Raw genomic sequence first — 23,393 nt, 5'->3', positions numbered from 1 at the left:
GCGGCGGAACGCGATTGCCTATCATCCAGGGTCCGTTGCCACCGGCAAAAGCCCCTGGCACATCCGCATCTCGTACTCTTTTCATCGTCATGGCGGCTGCTCGAAAAACCGCCCACGAGGCCAAAACACCGATGCCGGCGCTTCCTTTCGCCCTTGTCGCTATTGTCTGTTATCTCGCCGCCGGGTTGTGGCAGAGTCTGAGCCTTGCCCGCCGGGTCGCCGAACGCCCGGCCTGGGTACGCAGCGCCGGGTTGATCGCTCTGGTATGCCATAGCCTCATCGTCGCTCTGGCCATCATCGGCCCGCACGGCTTGCACCTGGGACTAACCCAGAGTGCAGCACTGGTAGGCTGGCTGGTCGTGGCCCTGCTGCTAATCGCCAGCCTGTTCAAACCCGTGCTCAATGCCGGCGTCTGCGTCTTCCCGCTGGCAGCCATCACCATCGTTGGCGTCGTGGGCATGCCCAGTCGGATGATCGAGTCCGGCGTCTCCCCCGGCCTCTATTTTCATATTCTGAGTTCGATCGCCGCATTCTCCTTCCTGGCTATTGCCGCGGTCCAGGCCGCGCTGCTCGGCTTTCAGCACCATGCCCTGAAGCGCCGTCAGACCAGCGGCATCGTCCAGGTACTGCCACCGCTGACCCGCATGGAGCAACTCCTGTTCGAGCTGATCTGGTGTGGCATGCTGTTGTTGACGGTAGCCATCGTCAGCGGGTTCGTGTTTCTCGACAACCTGTTCGCCCAACACCTGGCCCACAAGACCATTCTGTCGCTGTTGGCGTGGCTGATATTCGCCGGCCTGCTGGCAGGGCATCACTTTCTCGGCTGGCGGGGGCCCAAGGCGGTACGCTGGACACTGACCGGTGCCGCGACGCTGGTGCTGGCATTCTTCGGCACCAAGTTCGTGCTCGAATACATCTTCCATTACAACGCCTGATTCCGGCCGGGGTGGTGCCCCACGCGGTCATCGGCCGCGTTGACAGGCTTCGGTTAACCCCCTACAACAATCTGACAACTCCACGAGGAATTCTCCGCCTTGAGCGACGACATACCCTTGGGCCTTATGCTGGGCCTGCTGTTTGTTCTGGTCTGCCTGTCAGCATTCTTCTCCAGCTCCGAAACCGGCATGATGTCGATCAATCGCTATCGATTGAATCATCAGGCCAACGCCGGTTCCCGCTCCGCTGGCCGCGTCGTCGAGCTGCTCAAGCGCCCCGACCGCCTGCTGGGCGTGATACTCATCGGCAACAACCTGGTCAACAACCTCGCCGCCTCCATTGCCACCATCGTCGCCATTCATTTCTTCGGCGACGTCTCCGGGCCGGCTATCGCCACACTGGTTCTCACCATCGTCGTACTGATTTTCGGCGAGGTCACGCCCAAGACCTACGCCGCCGTCAAACCGGACCACATCGCACTACCCGCGTCGTTGATACTCGCACCACTGCTACGGCTGCTCTACCCGGTGGTGTGGCTGGTCAACGCCATCTCCAATGGTCTACTGCGACTCATCGGCGTCCGTCACCTGGATGCCGGTGCCGACAATCTGACCCGCGACGAGCTGCGCAGTGTGGTCCACGAAGCCGGCTCGCTCATCCCCAGCCGCCACCAGGCGATGCTGCTGTCGATTCTCGATCTCGAGAACGTCACCGTTAACGACATCATGGTACCCCGCCATGAGATCGTCGGTCTCGATCTGGACGATGACCTGGAGACACTGCTCGCCCAGATCCGCCAGAGCCAGCACACTCGCCTGCCAATCTTCAAGGGCGACATCAACAACATCATCGGCATTCTGCATCTGCGTAACGCTTCGCGCTTCCTCTCCAAACCGGACCTCAACAAGGCCGCAATCGTTCAGGAAGCCCGGGAACCGTACTTCATTCCGGAGTCGACGCCCCTGCACACGCAACTGCTCAATTTTCAGCAGCAGAAGCGCCGCATCGGCGTCGTGGTGGACGAGTACGGCGATGTCGAGGGGCTGGCCACGCTGGAGGACATCCTGGAAGAGATCGTCGGCGAGTTCACCACCGACGTCGCCGGCACCTACAAGGACATTCACCCGCAGACGGATGGCGGCTACATCATCGAAGGCACGGCCAACATTCGCGAGGTCAACAAGGCGCTCGGCTGGCAATTGCCGACGGATGGCCCCAAGACCCTCAACGGGCTGATCCTGGAGGAGCTGGAATCCTTCCCCGATGCCCAGGCCTGCCTGCAGATCGGTGCAACCCGGCTGGAAATCCTCGAGATCGGGGACAACCTGATCACATCGGTGCGCTGCTGGCAGCAGGGTGTGCGGCGGCGAAGCAGCGAATGAGCCGATAAAGCGCGGACAGGACGTCGATCGCGACCGACGCGGGTTAGGGTTTGTACGAAAAGTCGGCGAGCGAAGGCCAGACTGGGGCGCGTAGCTAAGGCAAACATCGGCGAAGACGAACCCGGGCTGGCGCACCAGCCGATTTTAACGCCGTATTGCCGAGCGCAGACAGTTTTCGCGCAGAGCCTAGATCGGGCCACCCAGCTTCCGGGACAAGCTCTGATCCGCCGCCCGCTTGAGCCCTCGAACCCGGCGCTCGAGGGTGCGCCTCGGCGAGTACCCCGCGGGAATCGGCTCGCCGAAAACCAGCAGCACTCGCGCTCTCAGCCGGCGCGGCCACTTGGTCAGTGCCTTGCCATCCTTGTTGGATGTCCACGACCCCCACAGACCCGACAGCGCCGCCGGTACCACCGGCACCGGGTCCCGCGTCAGCACTAGATCCAATCCTCGCCGAAAAGCGTGCACGTCGCCATCCGGCGTCAATCGCCCTTCCGGGAAGATCATCACCACCTCGCCATTGCGCAAAGCTCGACTGACCTCTTCCAGCGCGCGGCGCACGCCGCCGGGATCACGCCGGTCGGAATCGACGGGAATGGCACCCGCGATCCGGAAGAACCAGTTGACCCAGGGGTTTTCGTAGATCGGCCGATCCATCATGAAGCGCAGCGGACGGGGGCAGGCACCGCCGAGAACCAGTGCGTCCATGAAACTGACGTGATTGCAGACTACCAACGCCGGACCGGTGGCCGGTACATGCTGCCGGCCACGACACCGAAGCCGGTAGAGCATTTGAATCAGGGCAAAAATCAGCAGGCGTAGTGCAGGCCGGGGGTTCCGCATCAGCAGCGCCACGCCTACCACCAGTGCCGACCATCCCAGACAAGCGAACAGCACGAAGAGCGACAGTTCCATCACGCTCAGCACCACGATCCCGAACACGGCGGACAGAATCATGAACAGCGCGTTGAGGATATTGTTGGCGGCGATCATGCGGGCCCGACGCTCATCGCGACTGGCCAGTTGCATCAGAGTGTAGAGCGGTACGCTATAGAGGCCGCCGCCAAGTCCCACCAGCGCAAACAGCGTACTCATGCGCCAGAAATCGGTCATCGCCAGCAGTTCGACCAACGTCAACTGCTCCCCGACGAAGCTCGACTGCGCGGCCAGCTCAATCCCGGAGACCCCGATGACCAGCGCCCCGATCGGCACCAACCCTAGCTCCAGACGCCCTGCCGATAGCCGCGAGCAGAGCAGTGCTCCCAACCCCACGCCGACCGCGAAGGCACCCAGCAAGAAGCTGACGGCCCCCTCGCTTCCGTGAATCACGTCTTTCACCCATGCCGGCAACTGAGTCAGGTAACAGGCGCCCAGGAACCAGAAGAAGCTGATCCCGATCAGCGCCGGCCTGACCTTCTTCTCGGCGAGACCGTCGCGCATCACTCGCCAGGTACCTGAGAGCGGACGCCATCGCACGCGGCCGGTAGCGCTCGGCGGCGCCGCGGGAATCTTCAGGCTGATGACGACACCGACCACGGCAATCGCGACCAGACTGGTCGCAATGGCCGCTCTTCCCAGCGCGCCTTCCAGCGAAGCCAGCACACCTGCCAACAAGGTGCCCAGCAGAATCGACACGAAAGTGCCCAGGTTGACCCAGGCATTACCCTTGACCAGTTCAGTGGCAGCGAGATGTTGCGGCAATATGGCGTACTTGACCGGACCGAACAGCGCCGACTGCGTGCCCATCATGAACAGCAGCGCCAGCAACAGGCCGAACAGCTCGAACCAGACCGCCACCGCAGCCGCGATCATCGTCGCCAGCTCCAGCAACTTGAGACGACGCACCAGCCTCTGCTTGTCGAGGTGATCGGCGAGCGTGCCGCCCCAGGCGGAAAACAGGAAGAACGGCAGGATGAAGAGTCCCGCCGCCAGGTTGTTCAGCAGCCCCGTATCCCAGCCGTACCGGGGTACGGCGACGAAGGTCAGCAGCAGCAGCAGGACGTTCTTGAACAGGTTGTCGTTGAAAGCGCCCAGGGCCTGGGTCCAGAAGAACGGCGCGAAGCGGCGCTGGGCCAGTAACCCCGAATTCACGAGTCGTCCGACAGGTAGCGCAGGCCGTTCAGTGTCATCGACAACAGCTGATCGAGCAGCTCTCCCACTTCCATCGGCTGCCCCTGCCAATAGCCGAGGCGATCGTTGAGCCCCAGCTGCACCAGGCCATGCACGCTGCCCCAGAGCGTCCTTGCCATGCGCCGGGCAGTGGCATCGTCGAGTGCCGGCTGATGGGCCTTGAGCGCGCTCTCGACGCGCAGAAACAGTGCGTCGATGATATGGCTCTGGCGCTCGTCGAGTTCACCCTCGTCCGCGAGCGGGTACTCGAACAGCATCTGCCAGCGGTGAGGCTCGTGCTGGGCGAATTGCCAGTATGCCGTCGCCAGGGCCTTGAGCTGCGGCTCCGGATCGGCATCCTCGAGCCAGGATACCGCCGCCCCCATCCTGTCGAGGGTCTCGATATTGACGTACTGCAGCAGGTTGCTGAAGCTGCCGTAGAGTTTGAGCAGCGTACTCGGCGCGCAGCCCACATCGCGAGCCAGCGAGCGCAGCGACAGCGTGTGCACGGGATTGTCTCTCAGCCAGGCATCGCAGGCCGCCATGACCTGGGCATGGAGCGCCTCGGGGGCGTGCTGTCGCGGTCGAGCCATGAAATTCCTCGCTCGGAATGGTGTCGAATCGCTGCCGACGAGTCGGAAGCCGGAAAATATTGTTGTCGACTTAAAATCGAACAGCGTTTCCCAGCATATCGCCATACCGCGCAAACGCAAGCATCGAGCGGATTAACGTGACGATTTCGTGAGGGTTTTACACCGCCGGCGTCCGCAGGCGAGCGCCCTTCCCCATCTCGCCCCGGCAGGTGAATAACGCCTTGGCCCGGCGCACGCTGTGGCATAGGCTGTTGCCCTCGCCACTCGATCGTCCAAGAGGAGACACCATGGCTGGTCGACTGCATGTCGACGATTGGACCCGTCATCCGGCAAGCCCCGCTTTTCGCGGCATCGACCCGCCGATCCTCGGCCCCAACCTGGCGCCGCGCCGCTGGCTGTCGATCCTGCGCCACGAGGCAGGGGTCACCGTGCTGCGCGACGCGTTCTGGGGGCTCACTCCGACGTGGCTGAAAGTGCTGGATCAGGCGCCGCACTGCGCCCGTGCCGAATCGCTCGACGAGCGACCGATGTTTCGCGAGGCGCTGGCCGAGCGCCGGTGCCTGCTCCCCGTGACCGGCATTTACGTCTGGCAGAACGGGCTACGGGGCAAGCAGCCCTTCCTGGTGACCCATACCGACCGGTCGCCACTGCTGCTGGCCGGCATCTGGAGTCGCTACGCGCCGGACACGGGCTCGACACGCGACTCTTTCGCCCTGATCACGGTGCCCACGACGGAAGTCATCGCCCCCATGAGCGATCGCCTGCCCACGGTCATCGCCCCCGACGAGACCGACGCCTGGCTCTCGCCGGATACGTCGCCAGCGTCGGTTCGCGGGCTCATCGGTCCGGCCGACCGGGAACTGCTGGGCGCGTTTCCGGTATCAAAGCAGGTGAACGATCCCGCGCATCAGGAGTGGGCCTGCGGTTATCCCACCGGCCCCATGCGCGTCTGGACGACATGAACGGCCCGCCGAGGCAAGCATCGTTTCAGGGCCCCGGTTTGATTTTCACACCCCCGGTCATCAGCGAGAGAGTCCGTATGCAGGAACCCCGTCTTCACTCCCCGCGCCATCGTCCGGCGCTCACCGGCATGACGTCGCCAACACGTACCGCACTGGGCATCCGGTATCTTGCCGGTTGCCTGGCGCTGGCCCTGGGGCTGGTGGCGCTCCCCGTTACGGCGACCGCCGCTCCCGACCCTGGATCGGCCGATCGTGCTGCCGTCAGTCAGGGCCCCATCATCCAGAGTCCCAATGACGACCGCCAGTACCGCGCCATCACCCTCGACAACGGCCTGCAGGCGCTGCTGGTCAGCGACCCCGAGGCCGACAAGGCCGCGGCGGCCATGGACGTCTCCGTGGGCAGCAACAACGATCCGTCCGACATGCCTGGTCTCGCGCACTTCCTCGAGCACATGCTGTTCCTGGGAACCGAGGGCTACCCGGATCCGGACGGCTACCAGCGCTTCATTTCCCAGAACGGGGGTTCTCACAACGCCTTCACCGCCGACCAGGACACCAACTTCTACTTCGACGTGGATCCGGGCGCCTTTCCCGACGCACTCGATCGATTCTCGCAGTTCTTCGTCTCTCCGCAGTTCAATCCCGACTATGTCGACCGCGAACGCCACGCGGTGAACTCCGAATACCAGGCCAGGCGCGACGACGATGCCCGCCGCATCAACGAGGCGCTGGGCAAGGCGCTCAATCCCGAGCACCCGCTCAATCACTTTTCGGTGGGTAGCCTGGAGACGCTCAACAGCGACAAACGCCCGCTGCGCCAGGCGCTGCTCGATTTCTACCACCGCCATTACGATGCCAATGTCATGCATCTGACCGTGCTCGCCCCCGAGCCGCTGGATGCCATGGAGCGGCTGATCCGCCAACGTTTCGCCGCGATACCCGATCGCGGCCTGCAAAAGCCCGTGGTCGATCAGCCACTGGCGAGGGCCGACGACCTGCCGGCATCGATTCGCATCAAGAGCAATGAGGCGCGTCGCCAGCTGGAATTTCTCTTTCCCATCGACGACCCCACCCTCGAATACGCCGACAAGCCGGACGACTATCTCGCCAACCTGCTCGGGTACGAGGGCGAGGGCAGCCTTCTGGCTGCCCTGCGCAAGGCAGGCTGGGCCGACGCCTTGTCCGCCGGCACCCGCGCGGGTGACGGTCGACACGCGCTGTTCGACGTCTCGATCAGCCTGACGCCGGAGGGGGAACATCATCTCGACGACATCCAGGCCAGCCTGTTCGATCAGATCCGGCGCATCCGCGACCACGGAGTCGAAGACTGGCGCTACCGGGAACAGGCCAAGCTGGCCGAGCAGAGCTTTCGTTTCCAACAACGTAGTGAGCCGATCGACACCGTCAGAGGCATGGCGATGAGCCTGGCACACTACCCGCTCCAGGACGTGCAGTACGCGCCCTACCGTATGGACCGGTTCGACGCGGCGGCAATCGACGATATTCTCGAACGGCTGACGCCGGACAACCTGCTGCGGGTCTACAGCGGCCCGGACGTCTCAGGTGACGAGACGACCCGCTACTTTTCGACGCCCTATACCCTGACGCGACGCGATGACTGGCCCGAAGGCGCCCCCCTCGATGGCCTGGGGCTCCCCGACGCCAACCCTTACATCGCCGAAGACCTGAGCGTGCAGCCGTTCGATAGCGCCGAACCCGAACGCCTCGTCGACTCACCCAGTGTCGAGATCTGGCATCAGGCCGACAGCGACTTCGGCGCCCCGCGCGTCGAATGGCGCTTCAGCCTGCAGAATCCGGATGCGTCCCGAGACGCCCGCCATGCGGTGCTGACACGGCTGCTCGCCGGCTGGCTGAACGACGGCCTCAACGAGCGCTTCTACCCGGCGTCGCTGGCCGGGCAGGAGTTCGCCGCCTACGCCCACGGTCGCGGTATCACGCTGGCCTTCTCCGGCTGGCGCGATCACCAGGACCGCCTGATGCGTACCGTCGTCGAGCAGTTGCGGCAGGGCGAGATCACCGACGCCAGCGTCGAGCGGGTCAAGCAGGGCCTGGAACGCCGCTGGGAGAATGCCCCCCAGGATGCCCTCTACCAACAGATGCAACGAACGCTAGGCGAGGCTTTGATGCGCCCTCAGATCAGCACTCCCAACATGCTGGCAGCGATCGACGACATCAGCGCCCAGGACGTACGCGCTTATCGACAGCAATTCCTCGCCAAGCTCTATGTGCAGACCATGGCGGTGGGCAATCTCGATGCGACGCTTGCCAAGCGCGAGGGACTGCTGGTCGCCAATGCGTTGGCGCCCGAACTTCGCGCCAACGACATCCCCCCCCTGACCGTCCTCGACGTGCCGCCAGAAGCACCGCGCCTGCACCCAGCAACGGCGCGGGACGACTCGGCGGTGCTGCGCTATCTCCAGGGCCCCGATCTCGCGCTGCAAAGCCAGGCCAGCCTGGCCGTGATCGGACAACTGATCGGCCCGCCATTCTTTGCCAAACTGCGCACCGACGAGCAGCTCGGCTACATCGTCAGCGCCGGTTACGCACCCTTCATGAACGCGCCTGGCCTGATGATGCTGGTGCAGTCGCCGAGCGTCGCAAGCGACACCATCGGTGAGCGCATGGATGCTTTCCTGGAAACGTTCGATCAGCGTATCGACGCGTTGAGCGATGACGATCTAACGCCCTACCGCCAGGCCGTGCGCCAGCAACTCCTGCAACGCGATCAGTCGCTCTCGGCGCGGGCCGATCGACTATGGCAGACACTGGCCTACCCGCAGGCCGACTTCGATCGTCGCCAGCAACTGGCCGCCGCGGTCGACAAGCTGAATGCCGCCGACATCCGCAGCGCGTGGCAGACATTGCGCCAAAGCCCGGCGCTCGATGTCACCGCAGACGCCGGCGACCAGGCCAGCGACACCGATTCGATGACGAAAGGCTTCGTTCCGCTGACGCAGCGGTAGCGTTAGGCTCGGCAGGCGTCGACACCAACGCAAGCCGCCCCAGATGAGTGTTCGGGGCGGCTTGCATTCTCATGCCGCTTGTCGGGTGCGTCAGCCCGCGACTCAGTAGGCGTCGAACGCCTGCTCCGGCATGATCGATTCGACGTACATCACCAGTTCCTCGAGAATCTGCCGCTCTCGGTCCTCGAGCGACGTCTGGTTGAGCCGCTCGATCTCGCGGGCAAAGTCCTTGAGGGTCATGCCGCCGCTCTTGGGGTCATTCAAGCGTGCCCAACGAAACGCATCCCACTGGGCCTTTTCCTCGCTGCTGAGCGTGTCGGGATAGCTGCGAGCCCGCATTCGAAACAGCATCTCCTCGAGGCGCGGATCCTGGAAAGCAAACCCGCTCTCGCCCAGTTCGCCGGGCGGCGTAACGTGCACACGCTCCATGGCCTGACGGTCGTGCGGCGAAAAGAAACCACCCGAATAGAGCATCAAGTCGGGATCCTGCGGCGGCTCTGCAGGTCCATCGGCAAACGCCGCCGCAGCCTTGCTCGCTGACTCCGGGTTCTGCAACAAGGCCTGCCAGTGCCGCTCGCACAGCGGCCGATCGAGCCCCAGACGCTTGGCCACTGTGTCATCTGCCGTGGCGATCGGCAGCAGCACGGGGCTGCGATTGAGATGTACCACTTTCAGCGGTATCCGCGCCTCGCCCTCGGCCAGCTCGCTGTCGCTGACAAAGATACGCCCACGAATCTCCGCCGGGGTCAGCGCAAACAGCGGTGCGGGATCGACGGCAAGATCGTAGACGATGATCCCATTCGGATTCGAGGGATGTCTGGCCAAGGGGACGACCAGAGCGCTGCAGCCACGACTGGCGGGGTAGCGACGGGAGATATGCAGCATGGGCTTGCGCGCGTCGACATCGAGCAACGCCGCCACCTGACGCTTGCTGCGTAGCGATAGCAGGTAGTCGAAGAACTTGGCATTTCGGGTTCGCAGAAGCCGAGCCGTGTCGATCGTGGCGCGTACGTCCGCCAACGCGTCGTGTGCGCCCTCGTGCGCAATGCCGTTGGCTGCAGTCAGGTGCTCAAGCTTGAAGCTCGGCGCGCCGTCGTCGCGCTTCGGCCACTCGATACCCTCCGGGCGCACGGCATAGAAGGCCCGTACGGCATCGATCAGATCCCAGCGGGAATTGCCGTTCTGCCACTCCCGGGCATAGGGATCGAAAAGGTTGCGATAGAACAGGTGACGACTGACCTCGTCATCGAAACGCAGACTGTTGTAACCCAATGAGCAGGTGCCGGGCACACTCATTTCGGCCTGAATACGCGCGGCGAATTCCACCTCGGGCAGGCCGCGACGCATCGCGGCCTGCGGCGTAATTCCGGTGATCAGGCAAGCCTGGGGGTTGGGCAGATCGTCGTCGGCCGGACGCGCGTAGAGCGTCAGCGGCTCGCCGATTTCGTTGAATTCGGCATCGGTACGAATCGCGGCGAACTGCGAGGCCCGATGCCGACGTGGATCGGCACCGAAGGTTTCGTAGTCATGCCAAAGGAATGTGGGCTCTGCCTGAGACCGGGCTTTTCTGCTACGGTCCGCTCCGCTGTTGGCCATTCCGCTCTCCGGCTTCGCAAAAGGCCAAGCCTAGCACAGCCGGCGATGCGACTCATGCACCCCACCCTGGGCATTCAACACACCGACAGACCTAGCCTTTAACGGTCTCGCCCTCGTTGGGCAGCGTGACGTTAAGTTCGAGCACCGAGCAGTCATTATCGCTGTCGAGACTGATATTGATGGCGTCCTGGTCAACCTTGACGTAGCGCCGAATGACTTCGAGCAACTCCTGCTCGAGCATCGGCATGTAATCGGGCTGCCCCCGATGCCCACGCTGGTGCGCAACGATGATCTGCAGCCGTTCCTTGGCGACGGATGCGGATTTCTTGCGTTCGCCCTTGAGAAAATCGAGTAGCCTCACCGGCGGCCTCCTCCTCCGAACATGCGTGCGATCAGCCCGCGCTTCTGCACCGACTGGAAACGAAGCGGCACGTCTTCACCCATCAGGCGCGATACGGTATCGGCGTAGGCCTGACCGGCATCGCTCTTGTCGTCGTGGATGACCGGCACCCCCTGGTTGGAAGCACGCAGCACCGCCTCCGACTCCGGAATCAGACCGACCAGATCGATCGCCAGAATCTCGCGGATATCCTCCAGGTTGAGCATGTCGCCATCGTCGACCCGGTTGGGGTTGTAGCGAGTAACCAGCAGGTGCTCCTTGATCGGATCGCGGTTCTGCTCGGCGCGACGCGACTTGGAAGAGAGCAGTCCGAGGATACGGTCGGAGTCACGTACCGAGGAAACCTCCGGATTGGTCACCACCACCGCCTCGTCGGCAAAATAGAGCGCCAGCTGAGCGCCCCGTTCGATGCCGGCGGGCGAGTCGCAGATGATGTAATCGAACTCTTCGGAGAGATCCATCAACACCTTCTCGACGCCTTCCAGCGTCAGCGCATCCTTGTCCCGCGTCTGGGAAGCGGGAAGGATATGCAGGTTCTCGGAGCGCTTGTCGCGAATCATGGCCTGCTTGAGACCGGCCTCGCCCTGGATGACATTGACCAGGTCATAGACGACGCGGCGCTCGCAGCCCATGATCAGATCCAGGTTTCGCAGACCCACGTCGAAGTCGATGACCACGGTCTTGTTGCCGCGCAGTGCCAGCCCTGTGGCAATAGCCGCCGCGCTGGTCGTTTTACCGACGCCACCTTTACCGGATGTTACAACGATGATCTTGGCCAAGATGAGCTTCCTGTTACCCGATAACTATTGATCGTTCCCGCGCCATTCAGGTCAGCGCCGAGATCCTTAACTGGTCTTCCTTGAGCTGCACCTGCACCGAACATCCCAGCATCTTGGGGTCGATATCCTCGAGGCGCTTGTAGGTTCCTGCCACGGAGAGCAGTTCGGCATGCAAATCGTGGCAGAAGATACCGGCTTCGCGATCACCATGGATACCAGCCAGCGCCCGTCCCCGCAACGACCCGTAGACATGCACGCTCCCCGCCGCCAGCACCTCGGCGCCGGGATTGACGGCCCCGATCACGACCAGGTCACCTTCCGAAGCAGAAATCTGCTGGCCGGAACGCACCGTGCCGCGATGGATGCGCCCTCCCGCCTGCACGGCCGTTTCCGGGGGCGGCACCGGCAATTCCGCTTCGGCCGCTGCTTCGACCGGTTTGGTCTCGACAGCTCGTGGACGGCTCTCCTGCGGCGGAAACCAACCCAGCCCCAGCGCCCACGCCGACTGCTTGACCGGGTCCGTGCCGCCACGTACCGCTACCGGCAGCAGCTTGTGTGCGCGACACACGGCGCAGATGCGCTCGAGAGCAAGATGGGGCTCATCGAGCTGCTCGACACTCAACACCACCGGCGTATGCTGAAAAAAGGCTGGCGCCTGATTGATCTTGCCGGCCAACTGCGCACGGATGCGCTCCGGATCGCCACTGGCCAATTCCATGACTGTCATCGGCAGCATGCCACCCTTGAATGTAAAGGCAGTATCTGCCCGATCCCTGTTGAGACTCATGACCGAACTCCGCAGCGGGGGAAATGGCGTTTACAGGCCCTAAGCTAAGCGAGGGCGGATGTCGCTGCAACCGATCATAAGGTTCCTCATACCTTTTGTCAGGTGTCTCCGCTAACCGACGCCACCGGCGAATCGGGCTTTTACCGCCGGCCGTCAAATGGTTAGATAGATAGTTGCCGTCGGCGCCGCGAAATTGCGAGGCCGACCTCTGCCAGCCCGTCGTTTTTCAGGATGCCACACCGGCCATGCCAGGACTTTTTCAACGTCTGTTCTCTCCCCGTTGGCGACACAAGGATCCCGCCGTCCGAGCACAAGCCGCGTCACAGCTGAGCCCGGATGAACTCGATACGCTCCGTCGGCTCGCTCTGGACGAGTCGGCCAGCGTTCGCCAGGCGGCATTGGCACGGGTGCAGGATCTCGACCCGCTGTTCCAATGGCACGGCCAGTCGCCCAGCGAAGAGTCTTTCCAGCGCCTCGTCGATCTTCTCGGCGGGCGGGTCTCGCCCAGCCCGGATCTCAACACACGTCTGGCGACGGTCGAACAACTCCAGGATCTGGCACTGATCGATGCGTTGATCAGCCATGGTGACAACCAGGCCTTGCGCTTGTCCGCCCTGACCCATATCGATGACGAGAGCCGCCTGATCCACCACGCCTGTGAAAACGGCATCACTGCCGTGCGTCACGCCGCGGCGGAACGCGTCACCTCTTCCGAGGGCCTGGCGCTGCTTATCAAGCGGGCTCGCAGAGACAAGCAGGTCGCGCGTCTCGCCCGCGAGCGCCTGGCGAGTCTGCGCGCCGATGCCGAGCAGCAGACCCGGGAAGAGGCCGAGCGCGAAAAACTGCTGGAGACGCTGGAAACCCAGGCTCACCGGCCCTGGGAGCCTATGTTCGAGGCGCGCCTGAAGCACTGGGTCAAGAACTGGGAGGCGCTGACGGGCAACGCCGACGACATGCAGCATGCGCGGTTCGATGCCGCCGTGACGCGCTGCCGCCAGCGAATCGCCGAGCACGAGCATCGACATCACGAGATCGAACGCGTCAAGCGTGAGAAATCCGAGGCGCAAGCAACCCGCGAGGGCATTCTCGACGCCCTGGACCAGGCGTTGAAGATTGCCCTGGAGGCAGAACGTCTGACTCCCGAAGTGCTGCAAGCCCTGCAAGGCAAGTGGCATCTGCAGGAGGAGCGCTGGCAGGACGTCTCGGACCACTACGGTGTGAGCGAGTCTTTCCAGCAACGCTATCTGGCCCTCGATCATCGCGCGCAGTCGATCTGGCAGGCCTGGGAGCGACTTCAGGCCGAAGCGCCCGCCCTTCGCGCGGGTCTGAAGGGCGAACAACCGCTACAGCCGGTTCTCGACCGACTGGCGTGGCCGAGCGAACTGCCGCCAACCGAACTGGTACTCGATGCCCAGCGCCAGGCTGCGGTCGACCAGCACGGCGCCAACATGGAAAACACCGCCAAGACCGAAAACCGCTGGCCGGAGGAAGAGGTTGCGGCTCAACTCGAGGCGCTGACGCAAGAACTCGATCAGGGTCGTTACCGACCAGCCTCGCAGTTGCATCGCCGTATACGCCAGCACCTGGAAACGAGCGACCAGGCGCTGTCGCCGACTCATGATCAGGTATACAAACAGCAGACCGCTCGGCTCGCCGAGCTGAGAGACTGGCGGGGTTTTGCCGCGGCGCCGAAGCGTGAAGCCCTGCTGGCGGCCATAGAAGGGTTGGCCGAGGCGCGTGAGCGCTCCGACGCAGAGCGCCATCGCCACCATCAGCAACTGATTCGGGAATGGCGCCAACTCGGCGATGCCGCAGCGACTCGTGAGCTGGCTCAGCGCTTCCGCAACGCATCCGATGCCCTGCATGGGCAACTGGCAGATTGGGAAGCCGAGCTAGAGTCGCGGGAACAGGATAACCTCGTCGCCCGGCAGTCCCTGTGCGAGCAGCTGGAAGCGCTGCTGGCCAACCCCTCCTCCGACGCCGATCCGGACGGACTGCGCAAGGTCCGCGATGCCGCCCAGGAGCAGTGGGACCATCACTGGCCGGTGCCGCGACGCCAGGCGGCCTCGACCGGCCGTCGCTACGCGCGTCTGCGCCGGCAATTGCAGTCGCTGATCGACGAACGTGCCGGTGATGTCGCTGGGCACAAGCGCGACTTGGTAGAGCAGGCAAGGCGGCTGGCGGAAGACTCGGCCCCGGCCAATCAACGCGCCGAGCAGGCCAAGTCGCTGCAACAGCGCTGGCGAGACCTTGGCCGCGCCCCCAAGGGCATCGAGCAGACGCTGTGGCGCCAGTTCCGAAGCCATTGCGACGACATCTTCACGGCCCGCGACGCCGCCCGTGGCGAGCAGCAGACACGTCAGCAGCAACGCTTCGACGATATGCAGGCGCTGATCGACCGCGTGGACGCCTGGCAGCCGGATTCCGCCACAGAGCGTCATGTGCTCGATGCGGCCCTGGCGGAAGCCCAACGGCTGGCGCCGCTGCCCCGCAGCCGGCGTAGCGACGGCATGGAAAAGCGCTGGCAGGGAATCGTCCACGCCCGCGAGATCACGCTGGATCGTCTCGCGCTGGTGGAAGAAGCAAAGCAGTGGCCGGACTACCGCCATTGGATGCGTCAGTCGCTCCGGGGCGAGCTCGATACCAGCCAGCTCGCCGGAGACCTGCGCCAGGCAATCGAGACCCAGACCGAGCAGTGCCGGGCACAATCACCGGCGCAGGCCGAAGAGACCCTGCAACGCTGCCTGGTCCAATTGGCGTTGCTGGCGGGAGACGCCATCCCCGAAGCACTGGAGCCACTGCGCCTCGAGGTGCAGGTCGCGCGGCTCAACGATGGACTGGGCCGGCCACCGACACCCCCTGAAGAGCTCCGGCAGACCCTGTTGCGCCTGATGTCGACGGCCCCGCTAACAATGGAGACCTGGGAGCGCTATGAACCGGCTTTCGATAGCGTGATGGCGCACCTGGGACAAAATGGTCGTCATCGTGATGCCGAGGCCATTGACATCATCTAATCCATACGTATAATACGCCACACATTGATGCGGGGTGGAGCAGTCTGGTAGCTCGTCGGGCTCATAACCCGAAGGTCGTCGGTTCAAATCCGGCCCCCGCTACCAAATTATTTGACCGGTGCCTTCCCCAGGCGCCGGTTTTTTTTGGTCTCCGCTCTTTGCCCCACACCTCCCACCACGCCGAGCACGCTTCCGTCAGGCCCGCTCACCGATCGCCCCCTCCATGTGATCACGGGACGTCCTGATCGACGCTTTTCTCTCCCGAGCTCCCCGTCGGCTGGGCCATGCCGACCCGACCGACACCGGGCAGCTTGAGCGCCGGCGACTGCCAGTCGAACCCGACCGTCAGCCCCAGCACGTTCAGCTCGAAGCCCTCGTCCCAGGCCAGCATCACGCCAAACAGACCACCCAGCGAGAACTGATAGCCGGTATGTGTCGGTGCCTTCGCCACGACCCGGCCCGGGAGATAATCCTTGCCGATGGCATTGGGAGGAAAATCCACGGAGAGTTCCGGCACTTGTCGCACGACCCAAGCGATGAACGTATTGCTGTTGGGGCCCGGCCAGATCCGATAGCGATCGGCTTCCGGATAGTCGGGCACGACCTCCTCGATGCGGTCGATCGCTCGCGCCGCCCTATCGCCCCGGAGCTCGGCGAGCAGCGTCGGCGGATTGCCGTACCACCGACGATCCGGCGGCGCATATTCGGATTCCACCGTGGGCCGGCGCCAGCTCAGCACCTGATAGACGCGGTACCGTTCGGCACCTTCGGCCTTGGTTGCGAGCCAGGTATGCACGCCGAAGGCGCCCCGCCATTCGAAGGCGCGCGCCGCATAGACCTGAACCACGGCCTCGTTAACCTCGCCCGGATCGGGAGCCAATCCACTGGACGAACGATCGGCGTCATGCCAGTTGGCATGTAGCGGCACCTGCTGGGAAGCGAGCATATAGGCCGGCCCCGACAACAGTGCCACGACCAGGACGATCGACAACGTCGCACTCACCAGAATGCGCTTGAGTAGACTGGGAAGAGACATCGAGAAGGCGGGTTCCGAAGCTTAAGTCGAGCGCTGGGGTTGAATCGATACGAGACAACCCGCATAACAGTCCCCAATCTCGAATCGAACATCAAGGGTTTTTCGCATGGCTATCGTCGATCCTCGCACCGGGCAGCCGCTGACCGGACCGGAAGAAAGCAGCCACAACGGCGCCGGCAACAATGTCGCCCCGGATGACGTCATCGTCGACGTCACGCTGGAAAACTTTCAGCAGGTCGTGCTGGAGGGTTCGATGCAGCATCCGGTGCTGCTGCAGAGCTGGGCCTCCTGGTGCGAGCCCTGCAAGAACCTGAAGCCGGTACTCGAGAAGCTGGCCCAGGAGTACGCCGGGGCGTTCGTTCTGGCCCGACTCGATATCGAAGCATTCCCGCAGATCGCCTCGCAGCTGGGTGTGCGCTCGGTACCGGACGTCAAGCTCATTTCCCAGGGCCAACTCTACGACCAGTTCCAGGGCGCGCTCCCGGAAAAGCAGGTCCGCGAATGGCTGGGAAAATATCTGGAAGCGCCCGCGGAGGCGTCCCAAAGCCCCGAAGAGATGGCAGAAGCAGCACTGGCCTCCGGCGACACCGAAACCGCCCAGGCCATCTACCAGGAACTGATACAGCAGTATCCCGAGCATTACGACTACCAGATCGATCTGGCCGGGGTGCTGGTGGCAGCGGGTCGGGCCGACGATGCGAAACGCAAGCTCGACGACCTGCCGCCGGAACATCGCGATGCGGCGAAGGCGCGCGGCGTGCGTGCACGCATCGAGTTTGGCGAAGAGGCCTGGAGCCAGGCCGACATCGACGCCCTGGGCGAGCGCGACGATAGCGAGGCGCAGTACCAGCGAGCCATGCGCCAGATCGCCGACGGCCAGTACGAAGCGGGCCTGGAGGCGCTGCTGGCCGTCATGAAACGCGACCGCGCCTACGGCGAAGACGCGGCACGCAAGACGCTGCTGCGCGTTTTCGACGCGCTGGGCGCCGAGCACCCGCTGACGGTCGCCTACCGCCGTCGTCTATTCGCCATGCTCTACTGAGTGGCAACAGCAATGCAGGCAACGCCCGGCGCTGGCGCCGGGCGTTGCTTTTCGGTCACGGCGCCAGCAGCCGGTCCAGCCTCATCAGCGCCTCCTCCAGCCAGCTCCTCGGCATACCGAAGTTGAGCCTGACGAATCCCGGCCAGCCGAAATCGGCGCCATCGGAGAGAGCGACGCGAGCCTCCTCGAGCAGCCGCTGCTGAGGCGCATCGGCCAACGCGCTGTGACGCAGGTCCAGCCACGCCAGATAGGTCGCTTCCGGAGCCGTCATGGTCACGCCCGGCCACCGCGAAACGTGTGCTTCCACCAGTGAAAGATGGCTTCGCAGCTCGCCCAGCAGCGCCTGCCTCCACTCCTCGCATTCGCCGTAGGCGGCCTGCGACGCGCTCAGGCCAAGCACGTTGACGCTCGGCAACAGACCGGCAGCCGCGGCCTTGAAGCGCTGGCGCAGGCCGTCGTTGGCGATGATCGCGCACGCGGAGGACAGCCCAGCGATATTGAACGTTTTGGAGGGCGCCCACAGCGTGATCAGTCGCTCTGACAGCTCGGGGCAAAGCCGGCCCAGGGGCCGGTGCGCTATCGACGGGTCGAGGATCAGGTCGCAATGCAGCTCGTCGGAGATGACGACCAGGTCGTGACGTACCGCCAGTTCAGCCAGCCCTTTCAGCTCCTCGACCGTCCATACCCGGCCGGTGGGGTTGTGCGGATGGCACCACAGCAATACGCGGGTGTTGGGCTGAATCGCCGCCTCCAGTGCCTCGAGATCGAGCCGCCATGGCCCGCCTGCGGTGGAGGGTGAGGCCAGCTCGAAGGTTTGCGCCTCTCGCCCCGTGTTTCTGGCCACGCTCAGGAAGGGCGGATAGATCGGCGTCGCGGTGAGCACGCCCTGGCCAGGATCGCTGAACGCCATCGCCGCCAGGTTGAGCGCCGGCACCACGCCCGGCACCCATAGCTGCCAGGCATCGTCGATCGCCCAGTCGTAGTGATGCCGGCTCCACTCGCACAGCGTTTGCTTTAGACTCTCCGGCACGCCAGCGTATCCGAACACCCCATGGTCGACGCGTCGCGCCAGCGCCTCGAGCACCGCTGGCGGCGAGCGGAAATCCATGTCGGCGACCCACAGTGGCAGCACGTCCTCCTCGTACTGCTGCCATTTCGTGGAGGGGTGCTGGCGGCGATCGATACGCGTGGCAAAATCGAAATTCACGATAGTGATCTCATCATCGGAATGGATGGACAAACATGTGCGAGCGGCCTGACGAGCCCGACAGCGCTTCTTCCCGATCGTTCTACACTCGGGTCCTGGCCGGTAGTTCGAAACTGGTCGGCCACTGGCTGATGCTGGGCCAGGCCGACCCGGACCGCCTGGCCATGATTCTGGCCGATACGGCGCGCATCGCCAAATTGGGCGAGCCTGAGTCGACGCCGAACGGCGAAATGCTGACTCACTGGAGCGGTGACGCCACCCCGCCGCGCTGGGCGGCCAGAACGGCACTGTTCCTGCTGGTGCAGATGCCGGCCAAACCACTGCCTCGGGATCACGACGAAGCCTGCGCCTGGGCCTACTGCTGGCTGCACAATCGAGAATTCGAAGCCTGCGAGACGGCTCGCGACAGCTTGCCCGAGCATTTGCGCGAATGCCTGGCGGCGCCGCTGGCCGAAGCCTGGCAGGATTATCGGGGCCTGCGGCTGATTTGACGCCGGTCAGCGACTGGCGCCGTAACGCGGTGATTTCGGTGCGAAACATTCGGGCTTGCGATAGCGCGGCTTGCGGTGCAACGTTCTGGAAATGGGATTGAAGACGCATCAACGGCACTTCGCGTTGGCACCGTACGCAGCGTTCGGTCATCTCGGCATCCATCACCATCGGCAGGGAGTCTCCATAGCGTGATCGGCTTAGAAACATCCACTGGTCTTCCGCAACCCGTCCCGGCAGCGACGGGAGTCGCGCCATGACCCCCGCGATTCGCCTGCTCGAGTCACGCGGTGTCGCCCACCAGGTCACCAGCTACGACCTGACGAGCGAATCCGACGCCGCCTCCCAGGGCTCCTATGGCCTCGATGCCGCGCGAGCGCTCTCGCTGTCGCCCGCCAGCGTGTTCAAGACCCTGCTCGCCCAGTTGGATGACGATCGCCTGGTGGTCGCCCTGGTGCCCGTCGATGCCACGCTGGATCTCAAGGCGCTGGCCAGGGCTGCCGGCGTCCGCAAGGCGCGGATGGCTGAAGTCCCGGTGGCCGAGCGCACCACCGGCTACCTGGTCGGAGGCATCAGCCCGCTGGGCCAGAAGAAGCGCCTGCCCACCTTCATCGACGCAAGCGCCCTGACGCTGGACACGGTGCACGTCAGCGGCGGCCGGCGCGGGCTGGAACTGTCGCTGGCGCGCGACGACCTGATCGCCCTGACCGCGGCCCGCCCCGCGGATCTGGCGCGGCGCGGGTAGCCCTTCGCATGTCGATAGACTTCGACCTATGGATCGATCCCGACGATCTCGATCGCCACCGCGCCGTCGAGCGCGTGCTGGAACACTACTTCATGGAGCGACTGGCCGATTACCCCCATCTGCGTTTGCCGGGCCCCGACCCCTACGACTATGATGCGCCGTTCAATCGGCTGCACACCGTGCTGGTCGAGCGCGCCCGCGACTATCTGCTGCGCGAATACCTCTACTCGCCCACGCCGATGCAGCTGAGCCAGGCCTTCTACCGCGCCGTGGCTCGTTCCAACAAGGTCATACTGGATTCCCCCGATGGTGATTCACACCGATCAGATACCGACTGACGCCCAACTGGCGATCATCGCCGAGCAGTTGGGCCGCCCGCCGCGGGGCCTCGAGGCGGTCGCCGCCACCGACGGCCACGGTCGTCCGCTGGTGCTGCGCATGGCGCCGATCGTCGACGATGCGCCCTTTCCGACGCTCTACTGGCTCTCCTGCGAGCGCCTCAAGGTGGTGCTGTCGCGCCTCGAGGCCAGCGGCGTGATCAAGGAGCTGGAGGCCCGGCTGCAGCAGGATCCCGAGTGGCTCGCCAGCTACCACCGGAGCCATGCCGATTACGTACGCCAGCGCTGGCACTTCATGACCGACGAACAGCGCCACGCGGTCGAGCAGCGCGGCTACACGCAACTGATGCGCGAACGGGGTGTCGGTGGCATCACCAACTGGGATCAGGTGCGCTGCCTGCACACCCAGTACGCCCATCACCTGTGCGGGGACAACGCCATCGGCCGCTGGCTCGATGCGGAGCACGGCGTGGCCGCCACCATTCCCTGAGCGGGGGTGCGGGCGGAACCTTTACTCTTTCCACTGGTTTTTCTCAGGAGCGATAGCGTGCAAATCTGTGTTTACCTGGGTTCACGTGAAGGCAATGACGACCGCTTCGCCGCGGCGACGGAAGCGCTGGGTACGGCGATTGCCAGACGCGGCTGGGGGCTGGTCTACGGCGGTGCCCGTAACGGCCTGATGGGGAGGCTGGCCAACGCCTGTCTCGCCGAGGGCGGCGAGGTGATCGGCGTGATGCCCGAGCACCTGGTCCAGCGCGAGGTCTCGCATCACGGTCTGACCCGGCTGATTCGCGTCGACAACATGCACGAACGCAAGGCCGCCATGGCCGCACACGCCGACGCATTCGTCGCTCTGCCCGGCGGCATAGGCACACTGGAGGAGCTATTCGAGATCTGGACCTGGCGCTACCTCGACCTCCACCGCAAACCGATCGGCGTGCTCAATGTCGCCGACTTCTACTCGCCACTGCTGACCTTTCTCGATACCACCGTCGAACACGGCTTCCTCGATGCATCGACCCGACGCGCGCTGTGCGCCGAGGCCGACACGGACATCCTGCTCGACCGCCTTCACGCGGCGGCAGGGCTTGCCTAATCACGCTGTTTGCGTCGGCAGTGACCGGCGCGAGACCGGCCGACTGGCGGTGGCGAAGTCCTCACCGCCCGCCGGGGCGACACTCGCGTCGGTACCGATGTAACGCCGTCGCTTTTCGGGCTTCAGCCGTGTCACGTCGACCACCACCAGGCCATCCAGGCAATAGCCGAAATCGGCATCGACACCGAAATCCATGAAGCGTACGCCCCCCGGTTCGGCCACGTCGCAGTACTGCTTGTAGAGGACGGGCACACTCACGCCCAAGGCCTCCAACTGATCGCGCAGTCGTCTGAAATCCTCGTCGCGATCATTGCCGCCGAACAGCCGCTCCGCCTCCATGCGCCCCGCCTCCGAGAGACTGAACGGTGCCCTGGCGCGCACACATTCGCTCAAGTCGCCGTAATAGTGACGGTAGTAGCCGACCAACAACTCTCGCGCTCGCAGCGGCACGCGTCCCGAGATCGTCACTGGACCGAACAGCCAGCGTATCTCGGGATGGTGGCGCAGATAGGCACCGAGCCCGAGCCACAGATAGTCGAGACTACGACGCCCCCAGTATCGCGGTTGGACGAAACTGCGCCCCAGCTCCAGCCCATGACGCCATTCCGACCAGGGCGCGTTCTCCATGTGGAAAATGGTTGGCGAGTAGAGCCCTTCCATGCCATGCGCGTCGAGGATCCGTCCGACCTCGCCCAGCCGGTACGCGCCGGCAATCTCCAGGTCCCTGTCGTCCCACACCAGCAGGTGCCGATAATGCGCATCGAAGGCATCCATATCGCGGCGCCGCCCCGTGCCTTCACCGACACGGCGAAAAGCGATTTCGCGCAGCCGCCCCAGCTCGCGCATGACCACGCTGTCCATCTGGCCGTCACACAACAGTATCTGCTTGCCATCGGCGGTCTCCCCCAGGTGCTGGGCATCACGCAGCGCCTCCCGCAATGCCAGGCGGCTCTCCGGGTGCGCGATGCCCGCCTCCCCCAGGAACACCGGTTTGCGTCCGCGCCCCAGCCGATAGACATGCTTGCGCAGCAACTTGAGCTTGACCGCGGTGGAGAGCCCATCGCGATCGATCCGCTCCATCGACAGCAGCGCACCGGCGCGCACGCAAAGTTGACGATCACGCTGGCGGAACATCTCGTGCGGCAGCATCAGTGTGCCCAGGTCGTTCCGCAGCATCGTCAGCGCATAGAACAGCCAGGAGTTCCTGCCCTGCACGTGCAGCGGCAGGATCGGGGCGTTGTAACGCCGCGCCAGGTGCAGGAAACCGCCTTGCCAACGCCGGTCGCGCACGCCATGGGGACCGGCTCGCGACACCTCGCCGGCCGGGAACACGATGACCGCCTCCTCCCGGTCCAGCGCCCCGCCGATTTCGGCAAGGCTGCGGCGAAAGCCCCGGCGAGAGAGGTTGTCCACCGGCAGCAGACAGTCGCGCAGCGGCTCCAGCTGCATCAACAGGCTACTGGCCAGGATCTTGACGTCCGGACGCACCTCGGAAACCATCTTCAACAGTGCCAGGCCATCCAACGCCCCCAGCGGATGGTTCGCCACGATCAGTACCCGTCCGGTCACCGGGATGTTCTCCCGCTCCCGCGACGGCAGCGTGTAGCCGAAGCGAAACTCATCGAGCACCCGTTCGACGAAACCGATACCTCGGGTATCGGCGTGCGCACTCAGAAACCGGTTGATCTCTCTCTCGCGGACCAATCCGCGGATCAGTGCGATACTCAGCCGCTGCACCCAACGCGGCAGCTTGGGGAACGGCTTGACGTGATTTTCGAGTGTCTCGGCAATGTCGATCATATCGCTTCCTCCCGACCGTCGCGGCCTGGCCGGTAGCATGACGGCGAGATATGACAACGACGTGGCCGCTGACTAGAGTGGATGAATCGATCAAAACGAGG

20 protein-coding genes and 1 tRNA gene are annotated in these 23,393 nt (G+C 64.3%); 12 read left to right on the top strand and 9 right to left on the bottom strand.

Annotated features, from left to right (window positions below):
* Window positions 1-131: 131 nt before the first annotated feature.
* Together F0A16_RS05615 and F0A16_RS05610 are read left to right on the top strand one after the other, a co-directional pair.
* The gene (locus tag F0A16_RS05615; protein ID WP_149434395.1) at window positions 132-935 is read left to right on the top strand and encodes a cytochrome C assembly family protein; all 804 of its coding nucleotides are present in this window, start codon (window positions 132-134) and stop codon (window positions 933-935) included.
* Window positions 936-1,034: 99 nt separating this feature from the next.
* Window positions 1,035-2,318: an HlyC/CorC family transporter gene (locus F0A16_RS05610; RefSeq protein WP_149434394.1), complete on the top strand. Its 1,284-nt coding sequence runs from the start codon at window positions 1,035-1,037 to the stop codon at window positions 2,316-2,318.
* Between the two features lie 186 nt (window positions 2,319-2,504).
* Here the strand turns inward: F0A16_RS05610 and F0A16_RS05605 are convergent, their stop codons facing one another.
* Complete coding sequence (locus F0A16_RS05605) at window positions 2,505-4,406, bottom strand: MFS transporter (protein ID WP_149434393.1); 1,902 nt, start codon at window positions 4,404-4,406, stop codon at window positions 2,505-2,507.
* Complete coding sequence (locus F0A16_RS05600) at window positions 4,403-5,017, bottom strand: TetR/AcrR family transcriptional regulator (RefSeq protein WP_149434392.1); 615 nt, start codon at window positions 5,015-5,017, stop codon at window positions 4,403-4,405. Before F0A16_RS05600 ends, F0A16_RS05605 begins: the two co-directional genes overlap by 4 nt.
* 287 nt (window positions 5,018-5,304) lie before the next feature.
* Here F0A16_RS05600 and F0A16_RS05595 point away from each other — a divergent pair, with 287 nt between their 5' ends.
* Complete coding sequence (locus F0A16_RS05595; RefSeq protein WP_149434391.1) at window positions 5,305-5,979, top strand: SOS response-associated peptidase; 675 nt, start codon at window positions 5,305-5,307, stop codon at window positions 5,977-5,979.
* Window positions 5,980-6,056: 77 nt separating this feature from the next.
* Window positions 6,057-8,963: an insulinase family protein gene (locus F0A16_RS05590; protein WP_239023722.1), complete on the top strand. Its 2,907-nt coding sequence runs from the start codon at window positions 6,057-6,059 to the stop codon at window positions 8,961-8,963.
* 102 nt (window positions 8,964-9,065) lie between these two features.
* Here F0A16_RS05590 and sbcB read toward each other — a convergent pair whose 3' ends face one another.
* The 4 genes from sbcB to minC all read right to left on the bottom strand — a co-directional run bounded on the left by sbcB (window position 9,066) and on the right by minC (window position 12,525).
* Complete coding sequence (sbcB, locus tag F0A16_RS05585) at window positions 9,066-10,559, bottom strand: exodeoxyribonuclease I (RefSeq protein WP_149434390.1); 1,494 nt, start codon at window positions 10,557-10,559, stop codon at window positions 9,066-9,068.
* A 91-nt stretch (window positions 10,560-10,650) separates the two neighbouring features.
* Complete coding sequence (minE, locus tag F0A16_RS05580; protein ID WP_110597869.1) at window positions 10,651-10,920, bottom strand: cell division topological specificity factor MinE; 270 nt, start codon at window positions 10,918-10,920, stop codon at window positions 10,651-10,653.
* On the bottom strand, window positions 10,917-11,738 hold the full coding sequence (gene minD / locus F0A16_RS05575; RefSeq protein WP_110597870.1) for a septum site-determining protein MinD: 822 nt from the start codon (window positions 11,736-11,738) through the stop codon (window positions 10,917-10,919). Before minD ends, minE begins: the two co-directional genes overlap by 4 nt.
* Before the next feature lie 46 nt (window positions 11,739-11,784).
* Window positions 11,785-12,525, bottom strand: a complete 741-nt coding sequence (gene minC, locus F0A16_RS05570; protein WP_149434389.1) for a septum site-determining protein MinC — start codon at window positions 12,523-12,525, stop codon at window positions 11,785-11,787.
* Window positions 12,526-12,770: 245 nt separating this feature from the next.
* Here minC and F0A16_RS05565 point away from each other — a divergent pair, with 245 nt between their 5' ends.
* A complete protein-coding gene (locus F0A16_RS05565; RefSeq protein ID WP_149434388.1) occupies window positions 12,771-15,539 on the top strand; it encodes a DUF349 domain-containing protein in 2,769 nt (922 codons plus the stop codon).
* 28 nt (window positions 15,540-15,567) lie between these two features.
* Window positions 15,568-15,644: transfer RNA gene (locus F0A16_RS05560), tRNA-Met, on the top strand.
* Between the two features lie 124 nt (window positions 15,645-15,768).
* Here the strand turns inward: F0A16_RS05560 and F0A16_RS05555 are convergent.
* Entirely contained in the window at window positions 15,769-16,575 is an 807-nt protein-coding gene (locus F0A16_RS05555) for a DUF3750 domain-containing protein (RefSeq protein WP_149434387.1), read from the bottom strand.
* 106 nt (window positions 16,576-16,681) lie between these two features.
* Between F0A16_RS05555 and F0A16_RS05550 the strand changes: the two genes are divergently transcribed.
* Window positions 16,682-17,617 (top strand): tetratricopeptide repeat protein, encoded by a 936-nt coding sequence (locus F0A16_RS05550; RefSeq protein WP_149434386.1) that lies wholly within the window; start codon window positions 16,682-16,684, stop codon window positions 17,615-17,617.
* 55 nt (window positions 17,618-17,672) lie between these two features.
* Here F0A16_RS05550 and F0A16_RS05545 read toward each other — a convergent pair whose 3' ends face one another.
* Window positions 17,673-18,824, bottom strand: coding sequence for a MalY/PatB family protein (locus F0A16_RS05545; RefSeq protein ID WP_149434385.1), 1,152 nt, complete (start codon window positions 18,822-18,824; stop codon window positions 17,673-17,675).
* A gap of 35 nt (window positions 18,825-18,859) precedes the next feature.
* Here F0A16_RS05545 and F0A16_RS05540 point away from each other — a divergent pair, with 35 nt between their 5' ends.
* The 5 genes from F0A16_RS05540 (at window position 18,860) to F0A16_RS05520 (ending at window position 21,492) form a co-directional block, all read left to right on the top strand.
* Window positions 18,860-19,315: a hypothetical protein gene (locus F0A16_RS05540; RefSeq protein ID WP_149434384.1), complete on the top strand. Its 456-nt coding sequence runs from the start codon at window positions 18,860-18,862 to the stop codon at window positions 19,313-19,315.
* Window positions 19,316-19,569: 254 nt separating this feature from the next.
* Complete coding sequence (gene ybaK, locus F0A16_RS05535; protein ID WP_149434383.1) at window positions 19,570-20,058, top strand: Cys-tRNA(Pro) deacylase; 489 nt, start codon at window positions 19,570-19,572, stop codon at window positions 20,056-20,058.
* 8 nt (window positions 20,059-20,066) lie between these two features.
* Window positions 20,067-20,396 (top strand): hypothetical protein, encoded by a 330-nt coding sequence (locus tag F0A16_RS05530; protein WP_149434382.1) that lies wholly within the window; start codon window positions 20,067-20,069, stop codon window positions 20,394-20,396.
* Complete coding sequence (locus F0A16_RS05525) at window positions 20,365-20,886, top strand: DUF501 domain-containing protein (RefSeq protein ID WP_149434381.1); 522 nt, start codon at window positions 20,365-20,367, stop codon at window positions 20,884-20,886. The genes F0A16_RS05530 and F0A16_RS05525 overlap by 32 nt, the downstream gene beginning before the upstream one ends.
* 57 nt (window positions 20,887-20,943) lie before the next feature.
* On the top strand, window positions 20,944-21,492 hold the full coding sequence (locus F0A16_RS05520) for an LOG family protein (RefSeq protein WP_187775911.1): 549 nt from the start codon (window positions 20,944-20,946) through the stop codon (window positions 21,490-21,492).
* Here the strand turns inward: F0A16_RS05520 and olsF are convergent, their stop codons facing one another.
* Entirely contained in the window at window positions 21,493-23,292 is a 1,800-nt protein-coding gene (gene olsF / locus F0A16_RS05515) for a bifunctional ornithine lipid synthase OlsF (RefSeq protein WP_149434380.1), read from the bottom strand.
* Window positions 23,293-23,393: the final 101 nt, after the last annotated feature.

Source organism: Salinicola corii (assembly GCF_008298015.1).
Lineage (GTDB): Bacteria > Pseudomonadota > Gammaproteobacteria > Pseudomonadales > Halomonadaceae > Salinicola > Salinicola corii.
This window is presented reverse-complemented; position numbering and strand designations above follow the sequence as displayed.

Excerpts from the sequence above, each read along its gene's own strand:
- ybaK (WP_149434383.1), top strand. The coding sequence starts at position 19,570 with ATGACCCCCGCGATTCGCCTGCTCGAGTCACGCGGTGTCGCCCACCAG.
- F0A16_RS05525 (WP_149434381.1), top strand. The coding sequence starts at position 20,365 with ATGGTGATTCACACCGATCAGATACCGACTGACGCCCAACTGGCGATC.
- F0A16_RS05540 (WP_149434384.1), top strand. The coding sequence starts at position 18,860 with ATGTGCGAGCGGCCTGACGAGCCCGACAGCGCTTCTTCCCGATCGTTC.
- F0A16_RS05595 (WP_149434391.1), top strand. The coding sequence starts at position 5,305 with ATGGCTGGTCGACTGCATGTCGACGATTGGACCCGTCATCCGGCAAGC.
- olsF (WP_149434380.1), bottom strand. The coding sequence starts at position 23,292 with ATGATCGACATTGCCGAGACACTCGAAAATCACGTCAAGCCGTTCCCC.
- F0A16_RS05530 (WP_149434382.1), top strand. The coding sequence starts at position 20,067 with ATGTCGATAGACTTCGACCTATGGATCGATCCCGACGATCTCGATCGC.
- F0A16_RS05565 (WP_149434388.1), top strand. The coding sequence starts at position 12,771 with ATGCCAGGACTTTTTCAACGTCTGTTCTCTCCCCGTTGGCGACACAAG.
- F0A16_RS05600 (WP_149434392.1), bottom strand. The coding sequence starts at position 5,017 with ATGGCTCGACCGCGACAGCACGCCCCCGAGGCGCTCCATGCCCAGGTC.
- F0A16_RS05550 (WP_149434386.1), top strand. The coding sequence starts at position 16,682 with ATGGCTATCGTCGATCCTCGCACCGGGCAGCCGCTGACCGGACCGGAA.
- sbcB (WP_149434390.1), bottom strand. The coding sequence starts at position 10,559 with ATGGCCAACAGCGGAGCGGACCGTAGCAGAAAAGCCCGGTCTCAGGCA.
- F0A16_RS05590 (WP_239023722.1), top strand. The coding sequence starts at position 6,057 with ATGCAGGAACCCCGTCTTCACTCCCCGCGCCATCGTCCGGCGCTCACC.
- F0A16_RS05555 (WP_149434387.1), bottom strand. The coding sequence starts at position 16,575 with ATGTCTCTTCCCAGTCTACTCAAGCGCATTCTGGTGAGTGCGACGTTG.
- F0A16_RS05615 (WP_149434395.1), top strand. The coding sequence starts at position 132 with ATGCCGGCGCTTCCTTTCGCCCTTGTCGCTATTGTCTGTTATCTCGCC.
- minC (WP_149434389.1), bottom strand. The coding sequence starts at position 12,525 with ATGAGTCTCAACAGGGATCGGGCAGATACTGCCTTTACATTCAAGGGT.